Origin of the sequence: Lentilactobacillus farraginis DSM 18382 = JCM 14108, from assembly GCF_000583655.1 — a bacterium.
In the GTDB taxonomy this organism is placed as follows: domain Bacteria; phylum Bacillota; class Bacilli; order Lactobacillales; family Lactobacillaceae; genus Lentilactobacillus; species Lentilactobacillus farraginis.
Map to the genome: position 1 here is coordinate 18,768 of NZ_BAKI01000001.1, position 13,177 is coordinate 31,944.

15 protein-coding genes and 1 pseudogene are annotated in these 13,177 nt (G+C 40.2%); 2 read left to right on the forward strand and 14 right to left on the reverse strand.

The features are described from left to right. Positions 1–72: 72 nt before the first annotated feature. The 9 genes and pseudogenes from JCM14108_RS00075 to rpsB all read right to left on the reverse strand — a co-directional run bounded on the left by JCM14108_RS00075 (position 73) and on the right by rpsB (position 8,529). The gene (locus tag JCM14108_RS00075) at positions 73–1,782 is read right to left on the reverse strand and encodes a proline--tRNA ligase (protein ID WP_035177152.1); all 1,710 of its coding nucleotides are present in this window, start codon (positions 1,780–1,782) and stop codon (positions 73–75) included. 65 nt (positions 1,783–1,847) lie between these two features. Next, positions 1,848–3,122, reverse strand: coding sequence for an RIP metalloprotease RseP (gene rseP / locus JCM14108_RS00080; protein ID WP_035177154.1), 1,275 nt, complete (start codon positions 3,120–3,122; stop codon positions 1,848–1,850). 26 nt (positions 3,123–3,148) lie between these two features. Further along, positions 3,149–3,937: a phosphatidate cytidylyltransferase gene (locus JCM14108_RS00085; RefSeq protein ID WP_035177156.1), complete on the reverse strand. Its 789-nt coding sequence runs from the start codon at positions 3,935–3,937 to the stop codon at positions 3,149–3,151. A gap of 12 nt (positions 3,938–3,949) precedes the next feature. Then, positions 3,950–4,719 (reverse strand): annotated as a pseudogene (gene uppS / locus JCM14108_RS00090) (undecaprenyl pyrophosphate synthase). A 75-nt stretch (positions 4,720–4,794) separates the two neighbouring features. After that, the gene (locus JCM14108_RS00095) at positions 4,795–5,241 is read right to left on the reverse strand and encodes a hypothetical protein (protein ID WP_035177159.1); all 447 of its coding nucleotides are present in this window, start codon (positions 5,239–5,241) and stop codon (positions 4,795–4,797) included. Positions 5,242–5,256: 15 nt separating this feature from the next. Then, on the reverse strand, positions 5,257–5,820 hold the full coding sequence (frr, locus tag JCM14108_RS00100) for a ribosome recycling factor (RefSeq protein WP_035177162.1): 564 nt from the start codon (positions 5,818–5,820) through the stop codon (positions 5,257–5,259). A gap of 3 nt (positions 5,821–5,823) precedes the next feature. Further along, on the reverse strand, positions 5,824–6,546 hold the full coding sequence (gene pyrH, locus JCM14108_RS00105; RefSeq protein ID WP_035177165.1) for a UMP kinase: 723 nt from the start codon (positions 6,544–6,546) through the stop codon (positions 5,824–5,826). A 209-nt stretch (positions 6,547–6,755) separates the two neighbouring features. Continuing rightward, positions 6,756–7,634 (reverse strand): translation elongation factor Ts, encoded by an 879-nt coding sequence (tsf, locus tag JCM14108_RS00110; RefSeq protein WP_035177167.1) that lies wholly within the window; start codon positions 7,632–7,634, stop codon positions 6,756–6,758. 88 nt (positions 7,635–7,722) lie between these two features. Next, complete coding sequence (rpsB, locus tag JCM14108_RS00115; RefSeq protein WP_035177170.1) at positions 7,723–8,529, reverse strand: 30S ribosomal protein S2; 807 nt, start codon at positions 8,527–8,529, stop codon at positions 7,723–7,725. A gap of 322 nt (positions 8,530–8,851) precedes the next feature. Between rpsB and JCM14108_RS00120 the strand changes: the two genes are divergently transcribed. Next, a complete protein-coding gene (locus JCM14108_RS00120; protein WP_237745654.1) occupies positions 8,852–9,490 on the forward strand; it encodes an HAD family hydrolase in 639 nt (212 codons plus the stop codon). 159 nt (positions 9,491–9,649) lie between these two features. Here JCM14108_RS00120 and JCM14108_RS00125 read toward each other — a convergent pair whose 3' ends face one another. From JCM14108_RS00125 to JCM14108_RS00135, 3 genes are all read right to left on the reverse strand, one after another. Continuing rightward, positions 9,650–10,648 carry a D-2-hydroxyacid dehydrogenase gene (locus JCM14108_RS00125; protein WP_035177173.1) on the reverse strand — a complete coding sequence of 333 codons (999 nt, stop codon included), beginning with the start codon at positions 10,646–10,648 and terminating at the stop codon, positions 9,650–9,652. Positions 10,649–10,743: 95 nt separating this feature from the next. Further along, entirely contained in the window at positions 10,744–11,016 is a 273-nt protein-coding gene (locus JCM14108_RS00130) for a GIY-YIG nuclease family protein (protein ID WP_035177175.1), read from the reverse strand. Then, on the reverse strand, positions 11,000–11,752 hold the full coding sequence (locus JCM14108_RS00135) for a tRNA1(Val) (adenine(37)-N6)-methyltransferase (protein WP_035177177.1): 753 nt from the start codon (positions 11,750–11,752) through the stop codon (positions 11,000–11,002). The genes JCM14108_RS00130 and JCM14108_RS00135 overlap by 17 nt, the downstream gene beginning before the upstream one ends. Before the next feature lie 86 nt (positions 11,753–11,838). On the opposite strand from JCM14108_RS00135, the gene JCM14108_RS00140 reads away from it, so the two are divergent. Next, a complete protein-coding gene (locus JCM14108_RS00140; RefSeq protein WP_035177179.1) occupies positions 11,839–12,471 on the forward strand; it encodes a lysophospholipid acyltransferase family protein in 633 nt (210 codons plus the stop codon). Positions 12,472–12,570: 99 nt separating this feature from the next. Here the strand turns inward: JCM14108_RS00140 and JCM14108_RS00145 are convergent, their stop codons facing one another. Together JCM14108_RS00145 and JCM14108_RS00150 are read right to left on the reverse strand one after the other, a co-directional pair. Then, positions 12,571–12,795 (reverse strand): YneF family protein, encoded by a 225-nt coding sequence (locus tag JCM14108_RS00145; RefSeq protein WP_035177182.1) that lies wholly within the window; start codon positions 12,793–12,795, stop codon positions 12,571–12,573. Between the two features lie 104 nt (positions 12,796–12,899). Beyond that, positions 12,900–13,148, reverse strand: a complete 249-nt coding sequence (locus JCM14108_RS00150) for a DUF896 domain-containing protein (protein WP_191978516.1) — start codon at positions 13,146–13,148, stop codon at positions 12,900–12,902. Positions 13,149–13,177: the final 29 nt, after the last annotated feature.

The following is a 13,177-nucleotide window of genomic DNA, read 5'->3' on the forward strand; positions in this document are numbered from 1 at the left end:
CAAAAGTAACTTTCGATCCCACCTTCTTGACAGCCATTATCATAACAAATAGACGGTCGATTAGTTATAAAACTAATTGAGATTCTTTAACAGAATTTTTACGGTTTCGCTTAATTCCGTTACTTTACTTTCAACCGTTTCGCCGTTTTGTCGAATTTTGATTTCAACAATTCCCTCATCAGCCTTTTTACCGATGGTAATTCTTAACGGAATTCCCATCAAATCAGAATCGGCAAATTTAACCCCTGGGCGTTCTTTTCGATCATCAACCAACACTTCAAGGCCACTTTCGGTTAGTTGTTTTTCAATCTGATTTGCCAAATTCATCTGAACGTCTTTTTTTGCATTAATTGGAATGACATGAACCGTAAATGGCGCAACGGCTACTGGCCATACCAACCCATTTTCATCAGCGTTTTGCTCGGAGATTGCTGAAAGCAGTCGACTGATACCGATCCCATAAGAACCCATGATAACCGGAATTGACCGTCCATTTTCGTCCAACACGTTTGCATTTAAACTCTTGGAATATCGGGTTCCCAATTTAAAGATGTGGCCGATTTCAATACCGCGCGTAAACTTCAGCTTTCCCTTTCCATCCGGGGACAACTCGCCTTCTTTAACAACTACTAAATCAGTTACATCATCAATCCGAAAATCTCGACCAGAGTTGGCATTCACGTAATGGTAACCATCTTCATCAGCACCAACCACTGCATTTTTCATATTCGCAACCCGCGTATCCGCCAGAATCCTGACATCCTCACCGACACCTACCGGGCCAAGCGAACCAAAATCAGCTTTTAAGTATTTAACAGCCTGTTCATCAGTTGCCAGATCGAGGAAATCCGCTTTCAAATAATTTTTAAGCTTTACTTCGTTCACGTCATAGTCACCACGAACCAAAACTAAGATCGGTTTTTCGTCCGCAATGTATAACATTGATTTGATTGTCTTTTTTGCAGTAACTCCCAAAAAGTCGGCAACTTCGTCAATGGATTTGATATTTGGGGTTGCAACCTTTTTAAGTTCTTCATCAGCCTCAGTTGATGGGCCATCCGTTACTTTAGCCTTAGCCATTTCGAGATTTGCAAAATAGTCACTCTCGTCCGAGTAAACAATGGTGTCCTCACCAACAGCTGCCATGGCTGAAAATTCTTTTGAGTCCGAGCCGCCCATTGCACCGCCATCGCCAATAATTACCCGGTATTTCAATCCAATTCGATCAAAAATAGCCCGGTAGGCCTTTTCCATTGCCCGATAGGCAGTGTCAAGGTCAGCTTCATTAGCGGCAAACGAGTAAGCATCTTTCATAATGAATTCACGGCTTCGCAATAAGCCATAACGTGGACGATCTTCATCCCGATATTTATTTTGAATCTGATAAAGAATTAACGGCAATTGCTTATAAGACTTAACCGAATCCCGAATCAACTCTGTAAAGGTCTCTTCATGAGTTGGTCCAAGAATAAAATCTGTATCATGCCGATTCTTAAATTTGAACAATTCCGGGCCGTATGTTTCATACCGACCGGATTCTTTCCACAAATCTGCAGGCAAAATATCCGGCATCAACATTTCATGAGCCGATGTTTTGGCCATTTCCTGGCGGACAATTTCTTCAATTTTGGACAACACTCGATAAGCCAGCGGTAAATAAGCATACATCCCCGCCGAAATTTGTTTAATGTAACCGGCTCGAACCAGCATCTTGTGACTGAGTGCTTCCGCTCCCTTGGGCGTTTCCTTCAAGGTAGGTACTAACATTTTAGACTGCTTCATAATCTAATCAACTGCTCCTTTGCGTCAAATATCTATTTTGATTATTGTTATTAAAAATTTAATTTTTAGTGTAGAAAATAACGTTCAATATCATTCCACGTCACTAAAATCATTAAAATCATTAAGAAGGCGAACCCAATCAACGTCACAATCGTTTCAGTTCGTTGAGAAACCGGTTTTCTCCTGATAGCTTCGATGATATTTAAAACTAGTTTACCACCATCAAGTCCGGGAATTGGAATCAAATTAATAATCGCCAGGTTCAACGACAGCCAAGCCAAAAATGTCAAGACGCCAGAAACTCCCATTGAAGCAGCTTGAGAGGTTGTTGCAAAAATTGCAACCGGCCCGCCAAGATCATTTAAGCTAAAGTGGCCGCTTACCATTGACCAAAGCGCCCCCAATAACGTCTTTGTCATTGTCCAAGTTTGGGTAAATCCGGATAAGGCCTTTGCCTTAAAGCTGGTGTCCAATGACTGGGTAATGCCAATCATCCCAATTCGCTTGCCACCCTGATTACTTGATTTGGGTGTCAGTTGAATTGTTTTGTCCTGCCCATTTCGGACAACTTTAGCAGTAATTCTTTTATTGGGATTCGATTGAATTTGGACCGCCAGTTGATCCCAGTTTGCCGTTTTATGACCGTTAACGGCAACAATTTGATCACCTGATTTTATACCAGCTTGGCGGGCGACTGAATCAGACGGCATTACATTGATTTTATTGGTATTTGACTGAACACCGCCTTGGACAAACCCTAAAATTGTATAAACCAAAATTGCCAAGATAAAATTATTAAAAACACCGGCAAAGTTGGTAATCATCCTTTTTCCAAGTGGTGCGGCCTGAAACTGAACGTCCTCTGGTGCGATCTGTAACTCGGTACCATCAGTTTCAATAATAATGGCATCATGATCAACAGGATATGATTTAACGTTGGATTCATCACCGTTTTCATAACCTTTAATATACAAATCATGGGCTAGGTCGGTTGCCGTTACAGTTAACGGAATCCCTTGAAACAATGAATGCTTATTACTCGTATTAATTCGGGTAACAACGCCTTGATCATTTAATTGTAATGTAACGGGCGTTCCCGGTTTGAGTTCTTCTTCGCCATCGTCAACTTCACCGGCCATTCGGACATAGCCACCCAACGGTAACAGCCGCAAAGTAAAGGTCGTGCTGCCGCTTCTGTGAAAGAAAACCTTTGGTCCCATTCCAACAGAAAACTCACGTACCAAGATTCCAGAACGTTTGGCCATAATGTAATGACCAAATTCATGAAAGATAACCAAAATACCAAAGACGATGACAAAAACTATAATTGTAGTTATCAAGTGGCACTTTCCTCCTAAACTTCAGACTAAATAATACCGACCAAATGCAGCATTGGCATCACTAAAAGTAAACTGTCAAATCGATCTAAAATACCACCGTGTCCAGGTAAAACCTTCCCAGAATCTTTGACACCGTAATAGCGTTTTAATGCCGATTCAATCAAATCACCAAATTGACCGGCAATCGATAGAAAAGCTGTAATAAAAATCATTTCAACCAATGAGTAACCGGCAATCGGATAAAAGACAACAAAAATTGAACAGAGGATAATGGCCGATAGCGACCCGCAAATGGAACCTTCCCAAGTCTTATTCGGACTGATTCGAGGTGCCAATTTGTGCTTACCTAATAATCTACCGAAAATATAAGCACCACTGTCAGTTATCCATACAATAAACAGTGCATATAACAATACACTTAACGACACGGCTCGTGCGGCGATGAAATAATGAAAACCTATGCCAATATATAACATTCCCAGGACGATCACGCCGGCATCATCAAACGTAAACAGGTTTCTGCTCAAAACCGTAACCAGCAACAGCATTAGGACAAACAAGAAAAAAATAAAGGTTTGATTAACATTATTTGGTAAAAAGCCAGTCCAATTATCCGGTAAAATCAGTGCGCTAACACCTAAATAGGCAATGATTGACTCGCCGGCAACCAGGATCCGCTTCTTCATAACCAAAATCTCCGAAACTGCAACAATGCCCAAAGCGAGTGCAGCAATATCAAGCCATACATGGCCCAACACAATAATCGGAATAAAAATAATCAATGCAACGACTGCAGTTATTACACGCTGTTTCACTTGAATTTGCTCCTACTCTTCATTTTTTAAACCACCAAACCGCCGATTTCGATGTTGATAAGTTAAAATCATTTCCTTTAAAGTATCACCATCAAAATCGGGCCAAAGCGTTTCCGTAAAGACCAATTCACTGTATGCGATTTGCCAAAGCAGAAAATTTGAAATCCGTTGCTCACCACTTGTTCGAATCAGTAAATCAGGGTCAGCATTTTCCCCTAGAAACCTGTCATCAAATGGCGGGATATTAACGCATCATCAATTTCAGAAACTGTGATCGTTTTGTTTTCAACTTCTCTGGCAATCTGCTGCATCGCCGTTCGAATATCCAATCTACTGCCATAGTTTAGAGCAAAATTCAAAATCATGCCAGTACATTGGCTGGTTTGAGCAACCGCATCCCGAACAGCTTTTTGAGTCTTCTCGGGGAGTTGGTCAATTAGTCCCATTACTGAAACTTTAACATTGTTTTCAATTAATTCCGGGACAAAATTGTTAAAAAATTTAACCGGTAAGCCCATTAAAAAATTAACTTCATCCATCGGCCGTTTCCAGTTTTCAGTTGAAAAGGCATACAGGGTTAAGACCCTAACACCTAATTTACTTGCTGCCACGGTCACCGTTTTAACTGTTTCCATTCCCTGCTTATGGCCGGCAACTCTTGGTAAATGCCGTTTTTTTGCCCATCGACCATTACCATCCATAATAATTGCAATATGTTTTGGAATTCGGTCAAGGTCCAATTGACTGGCTGAATCAATTTGTTTCTTATTATTGTTAAACATCAAATTCTCCTCTAAACAATTCAGGAAAAAATAAAGGATGAGAAGTTAAACTCATCCTAAAAATGCACTTACTTGTTAATCTTCTGCACCATCCGGACGTTCAACCATTCGCCATTCGCCACGATTTGCTTCTGCTAAAGTATTGAAGTATTTCAACAGTTTATTGGCATCGGCAGGGCTTTTTTCTCCAAGTTCATTCAAGCCCTTGCCTGTCGTCATTGGTTCAGACAAATCGGTAATCTCATGATCATTTTCAATCGTTGCGTGTGAAAAGGCAATTACCCAATCATCTTCAACCAACTGTGAAACGATAAAAAATAGATTAAAATCATCCGTAACGTATGCCGGCATCGCATAAAGGCCATCTTGAACAGCCTGTAATCGACCTTCGTTATAATCTAAATCGCCTAAATTATCGTCGGTCACCGGTTTGTTTAATTTAAACAACATCTTTTCAAATTCCGGTGTACCCGGTACTACAGAAACTTCATCATCGTTATGATTGTTATTATTATCTGCCATTATTGAACCTGCTTTCTAGCCATTCATGACTTCGTCTTCTTTGCTGGCAACAATTTTGTCAACATTTTTTATCGAATTATCCGTTAATTTTTGAACTTGTTCTTCTAAGCGATGCAACTCATCATCAGTAATTTCGTCATTTTTATGACCCTTTTTAAAGGTGTCCATCGCTTCCCGACGAACGTTTCGGACAGCAACCTTACTCTTCTCACCGGTTGCTTTTACCTGCTTAGCGACTTCTTTTCGCCGCTCTTCGGTTAAAGCTGGGATTGCCAACCGAATTGCCGACCCGTCATTTGCCGGGCTTAAGCCGAGGTCCGCCTCATAAATTCCCTTTTCGATATCATCAAGGGAAGATTTATCATACGGTGTAATCAAGATAACTCTTGCTTCGGGAATTGAAATCGACGCAATTTGGTTCAGCGGTGTTTGCGCACCATAATAATTAACGGTAACCCCGCTTAGCAAACTTGCATTTGCCCGGCCTGCCCGGATACTACCCAATTCGTGCTCCAGAACCTCTTGGGCCTTTTTCATTTTTGACTTTGCTTCGTTTAAGACTTTCTGCGAATCTGCCATTTTCTATTTCTCCTCTACAGTTGTTCCAATGCTGTCTCCAGATACTACTTTACGAATATTTCCCGGTTTATTCAAATTAAAGACTACCAATGGAATGTGGTTATCCATGGACAATGAACTGGCGGTCGAATCCATTACTTTAAGACCTTTTTCCAGAATATCCATATAGGTTAAAGTTTCATATTTTTTAGCATCTTTGTGAGTGCGCGGATCGGCAGTATAGATGCCGTCAACACCGTTTTTAGCCATTAGAATAGCATCGGCACCAATTTCCGCAGCCCGCAAAGCAGCTGTCGTATCAGTAGAAAAATATGGGTTTCCCGTGCCACCCGCAAAAATAACTACGCGACCCTTTTCCAAGTGTCGAACAGCTTTACGACGGATATACGGTTCTGCAATTTGACGCATTTCAATTGATGTCTGAACCCGAGTTGGTACATCCAAGGACTCAAGATTGTCTTGAAGTGCCAAGCCATTCATTGTTGTTCCTAACATCCCAATGTAATCAGCTTGGGCGCGCTCCATCCCCATTTCAGCGCCAGCTTCGCCACGCCACATATTTCCACCACCAACGACAATTCCGATTTGAACACCCATCTCGAAAATATCTTTGATTTCTTTTGCGACGTCTTTTATAACCGGTGGGTTAATTCCAAAACCTCTGTCACCAGCTAAAGCTTCACCGCTTAGTTTTAAAATAATTCGGTTGTATTTTACTTTGGACATCAAAGTGCCTCCCATAGTTAATCATTAACATCAATTTTAGCATACTCAAGTTAGCTGCAACAATAAAACTGATAAATTCAGCAATTCTTAAACGGATTCTTAAAAGCTTTTAAATATAATTAGTACCAACCTGAATTATCATTTTCCAAAATTCACAAAAAAAGAACTGGAACAAACCACCTTCGTTGTCCCAGTTCTTCAGTAATAAATTAATTACCTAATTGATCGCGAACTTCATCTTCAAAGCTTTCCTGCTTCTTTTCGATGCCTTCGCCAACTTCATAGCGAATAAATTTAACAATTGAACCATTCTTGGAAGCAACGTATTGCGCAACTGTTTGATCCGGATCCTTAACAAATTCCTGATCTTCCAGGCAAATTTCTGCCAAGAACTTGTGTAAACGACCTTCAACCATCTTTTCAACAATCTTTTCCGGTTTACCCTCGTTCAAAGCTTCCTGGGTCAAAATTTCTTTTTCATGAGCCAAACGATCCGCAGGAACTTCTGCTTGGTTCAAGTACTCAGGATTAGTAGCAGCAACGTGCATCGCAACGTCTTTAGCAGTCGTCTCATCGGCGCCCTTTAATTGAACAAGTGAAGCAATTAAGCCGCCATTGTGCAGGTATGAACCAAAGACCTCATCATCATTCTTTTCGACAATCGAAAAGCGCCGCAAACTTACCTTCTCACCAGTAACCTGGGTTGTTTCAATCAGATCGTCCTTAACCGTTCCCTTATCTGTTTTAAGTGCCATAGCTGCATCAACATCAGCTGGTTTATTTGAAACGATCGCCTCGCTGATACGAGCAACGGCAGCCTTAAACGGATCGCTTGAAGCAACAAAGTCGGTTTCGGAGTTAACTTCAATGATTGCAGCTGTATTCCCCTTAACAACAACTGTTGCCAAACCGTTAGCAGCCACACGGTCACTCTTCTTTTCTGCCTTGGCGACACCTTTTTCACGTAAAACTTCAATTGCTTTGTCGAAATCGCCTTCAGTGGCAACAAGCGCCTTTTTGGCATCCATCATGCCGACCCCTGTTTTCTTACGTAATTTCATAACTTGTGACGCAGAAATTTTTGCCATTTTAGTGGCCTCCTTAATTCTTTACATAAAAACTGACCCTACACTAAGGCCAAATAGGTCTATAGCAATAGAGTCAGCCTAAGTGCTATTACTGATTATCAGAATTGCCTTTGCCTTCTACAGCATTAGCAATGTCTTCAATTGAATCTTCTTTTGAATCTTTCTTGTTATCTTTTGAATCTTTTTCGAAAGTCTCTTCGTTAACTTCGTCTTCACCCTGACGGCCTTCGATGATTGCGTTGGCCATCGTTGAAGTAATTAAACGAACGGCCCGAATTGCATCATCGTTTGACGGAATAACAACGTCAATTTGGTCAGGATCAGTGTTGGTATCAACCATCGCAACAATCGGAATATTCAGCTTTTGGGCTTCGTGAACCGCGATTTGTTCTTTACGAGGGTCAACAATAAACAGCACATCGGGAAGCTTAGGCATATCTTCAATTCCGCCTAAGAATCTCTCGAGTTTGTCACGTTGCTTGATAAGCAGTGAAACTTCCTTCTTTGGCAAAACATCAAATGTACCATCGGTTGCCATCTTCTTCAAATCCTTAAGTCGCTTTACACGGGATTGAATTGTATCCCAGTTGGTCAATGTACCACCAAGCCAACGGTTGTTAACATAGTATTGACCAGCACGGGTAGCTTCTTCGGCAATTGAGTCCTGAGCTTGCTTTTTAGTACCAACAAATAAGACAACGGCGCCCTTTGAAGCTTCTTCCTTCATGAAGTTATAGGCAACATCGATTAATTTTACAGTTTTTTGTAAATCAATGATATAAATCCCATTTCGTTCAGTAAAGATATATTGCTTCATCTTTGGGTTCCAACGACGAGTTTGGTGACCGAAATGAACTCCGGCTTCCAATAATTGTTTCATAGAAATTACAGCCATGATATAGCCTCCATTAAGTTTTTTTCCTCCCCGACGGTCATTTGCAACTGGGACTCCAACTGCAGCAACGCCAGCCACATCACATCGGGTGTGTAATTAAAACACCTATAAGAGTATAGCTAAATTTGGGCTTGAAAGCAAGCGTTAACTTAAACTTAATCCGATTAACCCCCAAAATAACCGCAAACCAATCTCAAAAAATTTGAACTTTGATCCTAATTCAGACCATTAACATTAAACCCAAACTTTATAAAACCTGGTGAAATTGTTAAATTTTTTTAAAACGTGTTAAAATGTTTTATCGTGACGAGGAGGAATCGATATGCTCAAAGCCATCGTTTTTGACGTTGACGATACTTTATATGATCAAAAGCCGTCATTTGACGCCGCTTTTAAACAAGTATTTTCAAATAACTTTGATAATAACCTGATCGCTAAAATTTTTTCCAACTACGTTCGTCAAGAACGATTAGTTGTGGCAAAAAACAATCTTGATAACCAACTTCAGCTTTCAAAAGCCGACATTAGTTTTCACTGTTTACACCATTCTTTTAAAGCTTTTTCATCAGAGAGTCTCACCCGACAAAAAGCTGCCGAATTTTGGCGTTTGTACAGTGAACTGAGCCAAAGAATCCAGTTATTTGATGGGTTGGCAACCGTTTTTAATCGCCTATTTGAAAAGTTCAAACTTGGCATTATTACGAATGGTAAAACAGAAACCCAACTTTCAAAAATTACCCGTTTAAATCTGCATCACTGGTTTAGCCGGGAAAATATCATTACATCCGAAGAAGTGAATGCACAAAAGCCCGATCCAATGATTTTCACCCTCATGAATCGAAAATTTAAGCTTCGAGGAAGTGAAATGATGTACGTGGGGAGCTCTTATCTAAACGATATTGTTCCCGCCAAGAAAGCTGGTTGGCAAGCCGTGTGTACAACAATCATGACAGCTCAATAGTCGACCCGACCATAATCCCGGACCAAACCGTCAACAATAGTCTTCAGTTGCAGGAACTGCTGTTGGAACTGGCTGCTGAAGTTTGACGGCTATTTCACTGCCATATTAAAAAGACTCTCAAGTCAATTTGACCTGAGAGTCTTTTGTTAAAAATATATTTTATAGTTTAACAAGTTTATCTGATTTACCTGTTGAAATTAATGATTTGTTTGCATCCATTGCAAAGTAAACCATATTTCGAACCGCACGTTTAGTATAGAAGGCAATGTGTGGACTAACCAAAACATTTTCACGTTTCATAAGTCCCTTTAAACGTTCGTCAGGAATCTTATCAAAACTGCCAAAATCAGTGTTGAAAATTCCAACTTCATCTTCGTAAACATCAAGGGCGGCACCGGCAACTTTTCCTGAATCCAGTGCTCGAATTAAAGCATCGGTATCAATTAATGCACCACGAGCCGGATTCAAAATATAAACGCCATCCTTCATTTTACTGAAGGCTTCGTCATTTAACATGTGCTCATTTTCTTTGGTTGCTGGTGCATGAATTGATAACACATCGGATTGCGCATAAAGCTCATCAGGTGTGTCAACATAAACGCCTTCCTTTTCCAGTTCAGGATTATGAAAGATATCATAGGCGATGACTTTAGCACCGAAACCTTTATAGATCCGCATTGCAGCCCGTCCAATTCGGCCGGTAGCAAAAACACCTACTGTCAATTGATTTAATTCTTCAGCAATATCCGGTGCCCAACGAAGGTCGCCGTTTGCTTCTTTACGATCGAAAGTGTTTGTCCGACGCAATAATCTCATTAATTGCGTTACCGTAAACTCCGCGATGGCTTCTGGTGAATATGCCGGTACATTGGTAACTTGGATGCCGTTACGTTTAGCAGCATCAGCATCAATGTTGTCAACACCAACGTTTCTCAACGACAGGAACTTAATCCCAAACTTGCCTAGTTTATCTAAAACGGCAGCTGTATAAGGCTTTTGCTGATATGTTACAACCCCATCGGCACCTTTAGCTTGATCAACTGTCGATTCGTCCAACAATTCACCGGTTGATGCAACTTCAACATCTGGATTTTCTTCACTCCATTTGTCTAAATACGGTTTTTCATCGTCACGAATGCCATAAGCAATAATTTTCACGAATACTACCTCCTAAACATGTTACTTGTATTATAACACTTTTGGTTTTCCTTTTTAGTGAAAATCAAAAAGTTTGTGTATCAATTCACCGATCTTTATTTAAATGCTTCGGGATGTTGAATATAGTACAATTTTTGCTTCCTGGATAACTGTTTAAAATGATATTCCGCACTCAAGGCATCGTGCTTTTGAGAAAACGCTTTTTGAAAAAGGACCTTAACAGGCCGATGAGAACGCGTGTATTTAGCGCCCTTTCCAGTTTGATGTGCTTGAAATCGCTTTTCAACATCAGTTGTAAACCCTGTGTACAGGGTATTATCATTGCATAATAAAACATACATAAAGTATTTTTTAGCGGGTTTGTCCATAAAGAATTCGCTTCACTTCGCTTGAGTATTCAGTACCGGCGTGGGTAATCAAATCACTTAATATCCGAAGGCCATCCGGCTTACCATCTTTAATCGCTTCAACCAAAACCATATTTGCTTCTGATGTCGTTTTAGACCGCACGAATTTCAACCTTTTTGGCTCTAACCGATGTTGACGCAAGCTAAGCAGCAAATCCGTCAGCCTATCGGGACGATAGACCATAAAAAGTTTAGCATTTGTCTTAAGCAGTTCACTGGCAACCCTGGTCACATCATCAAGTTTGGTTTTAATTTCGTGCCTGGCGATTGCCAAATAACGATTGGGATTCTTTTCACTGGTGTCATAATTAATAAAATAAGGTGGATTGCATACAATCATATCGATTGAATCCTTTGGCAAATAGTCTGTCGTATTCTTTAAGTCATCATTAATAACCCGAACCCGACTTTGAAGATCATTCAGCTGAACGCTTCGACGCGCCATATCTGCCAGTTTGCTTTGAATTTCCACCAAGACTAAATCAGCAGCCGTCTTGCTACTTAAAAAAAGGCCAACCGCCCCGTTACCCGCGCAAAGATCAACTACTTTTTTAATCTTTTTATTTCCGACCTGTGCAAAATCAGCCAATAAAACGGCATCTAGGGAAAAAGAAAACACCTGACTACTTTGGATAATCGACACTTTGTTACTGTATAATTGATCAATTCGTTCATCTTTATTCAATTTTACCTGCATGCTTTAAACCTCTCACAAATATGTTTGCCAAATGCTTCTGTTTTAAGTTAATATAATTCTATCAGACAAGAAAGAAGGAAATGGGATTGTTTTATTCGTTCATCCGTGTACTTGTCCGGATCTTAGTCTTTATCATCAACGGAAATACACATTTTTTAAACAAGGAACGCCTTCCCAAAGGAAATTACATTTTAGTGGGACCACATCGAACCTGGTTTGACCCGATTTTTTTTGCACTGGCAGCCAGTCCAAAGAAATTCAGCTTTATGGCCAAAAAAGAACTTTTTGCCAATCCGATTTTAAAATGGATTTTAGATCATGCCAACGCCTTTTCGGTAGATCGGAATCACCCTGGCCCATCAGCAATTAAAACGCCAGTAAAAATCCTGAGAAAATCAGATTTATCACTAATTCTCTTTCCCTCAGGAACCCGACATTCTGAACAGCTAAAAAGCGGGGCCGCGTTAATTTCCCAACTATCAAAAGTACCGCTGGTTCCCACCGTTTACCAAGGACCACTAAGTTTTAAACGCTTATTCAGTCGGCAACGGGTAACCGTGGCGTTTGGTGAACCCATTTACATTGACCGAAAACGCAAACTTGATGAACAATATCAAAAAGAAGTTGAACAGCAAATGCAAACGGCCTTTGATGCGTTGGACTTCGCCGTCAACCCTGATTTCAAGTATGTTGATATTTCCAAGAAAAAAGCCAATTAACGACGAAATAATTGGTTGTAAAAATAAAATGAATAAGGAGACCAATCAAAATGCTTTCATTTTGAGCTGGTCTCCTTTCATTTTGAATTCAAATGAATACTATTTCTTTCCCATGTTGTTCTGCATGGTGTGCATCATCTGATTCAACTTCTTTTGAGAAGGTTTTTGTCCCATCTGTAACATTAACTGACGCAATTGATCTTCGTTAAACGGTGGGTTTTCCTTAAGATACTTTTCCATGTATTTGCGTGCACCGTAAAAGCCGCCAATTAAGCCAATGACCAGGGCCACAATAACAATCAGAATCCAAATCCAAGTTGCCAAAACAAGGCCTCCTTCTATAGTCTCACTGGTTAATTTTACACAATTCTTAAGCAAAATAAAAGGTTAATCATAAAAAGGCTGCAAAAAAAGCCGCTTACAGTTGGCTAATCATCCCGTAATCCCTTTTTACGTTGAATCTTCCTGACCTTTTTTGGGGTCACTTCTTTACCCTTTTTGTCATAAACTTTCATCAGTTCAATTTGATTTTTAAAGTTTTCTCGAAACCGAGCAACATATTTTTTACGAAGTTCAGCCCGTTCCACTTTTTCGACTTCCGTCAAACCTTCTGTTTTAGCTTTGTGAGCTAATTCATTGATTCGCGGCACAATTTTTTTGAGCACCTGATCGCCGATTTTAGATTCCAGTGCCTTTTTTTCTTTTT

Excerpts from the sequence above, each read along its gene's own strand:
- pyrH (WP_035177165.1), bottom strand. The coding sequence starts at position 6,546 with ATGTCCAAAGTAAAATACAACCGAATTATTTTAAAACTAAGCGGTGAA.
- JCM14108_RS00130 (WP_035177175.1), bottom strand. The coding sequence starts at position 11,016 with ATGGACAAACCCGCTAAAAAATACTTTATGTATGTTTTATTATGCAAT.
- tsf (WP_035177167.1), bottom strand. The coding sequence starts at position 7,634 with ATGGCAAAAATTTCTGCGTCACAAGTTATGAAATTACGTAAGAAAACA.
- rpsB (WP_035177170.1), bottom strand. The coding sequence starts at position 8,529 with ATGGCTGTAATTTCTATGAAACAATTATTGGAAGCCGGAGTTCATTTC.
- JCM14108_RS00075 (WP_035177152.1), bottom strand. The coding sequence starts at position 1,782 with ATGAAGCAGTCTAAAATGTTAGTACCTACCTTGAAGGAAACGCCCAAG.
- JCM14108_RS00120 (WP_237745654.1), top strand. The coding sequence starts at position 8,852 with ATGCTCAAAGCCATCGTTTTTGACGTTGACGATACTTTATATGATCAA.
- frr (WP_035177162.1), bottom strand. The coding sequence starts at position 5,820 with ATGGCAGATTCGCAGAAAGTCTTAAACGAAGCAAAGTCAAAAATGAAA.
- JCM14108_RS00135 (WP_035177177.1), bottom strand. The coding sequence starts at position 11,752 with ATGCAGGTAAAATTGAATAAAGATGAACGAATTGATCAATTATACAGT.
- JCM14108_RS00095 (WP_035177159.1), bottom strand. The coding sequence starts at position 5,241 with ATGGCAGATAATAATAACAATCATAACGATGATGAAGTTTCTGTAGTA.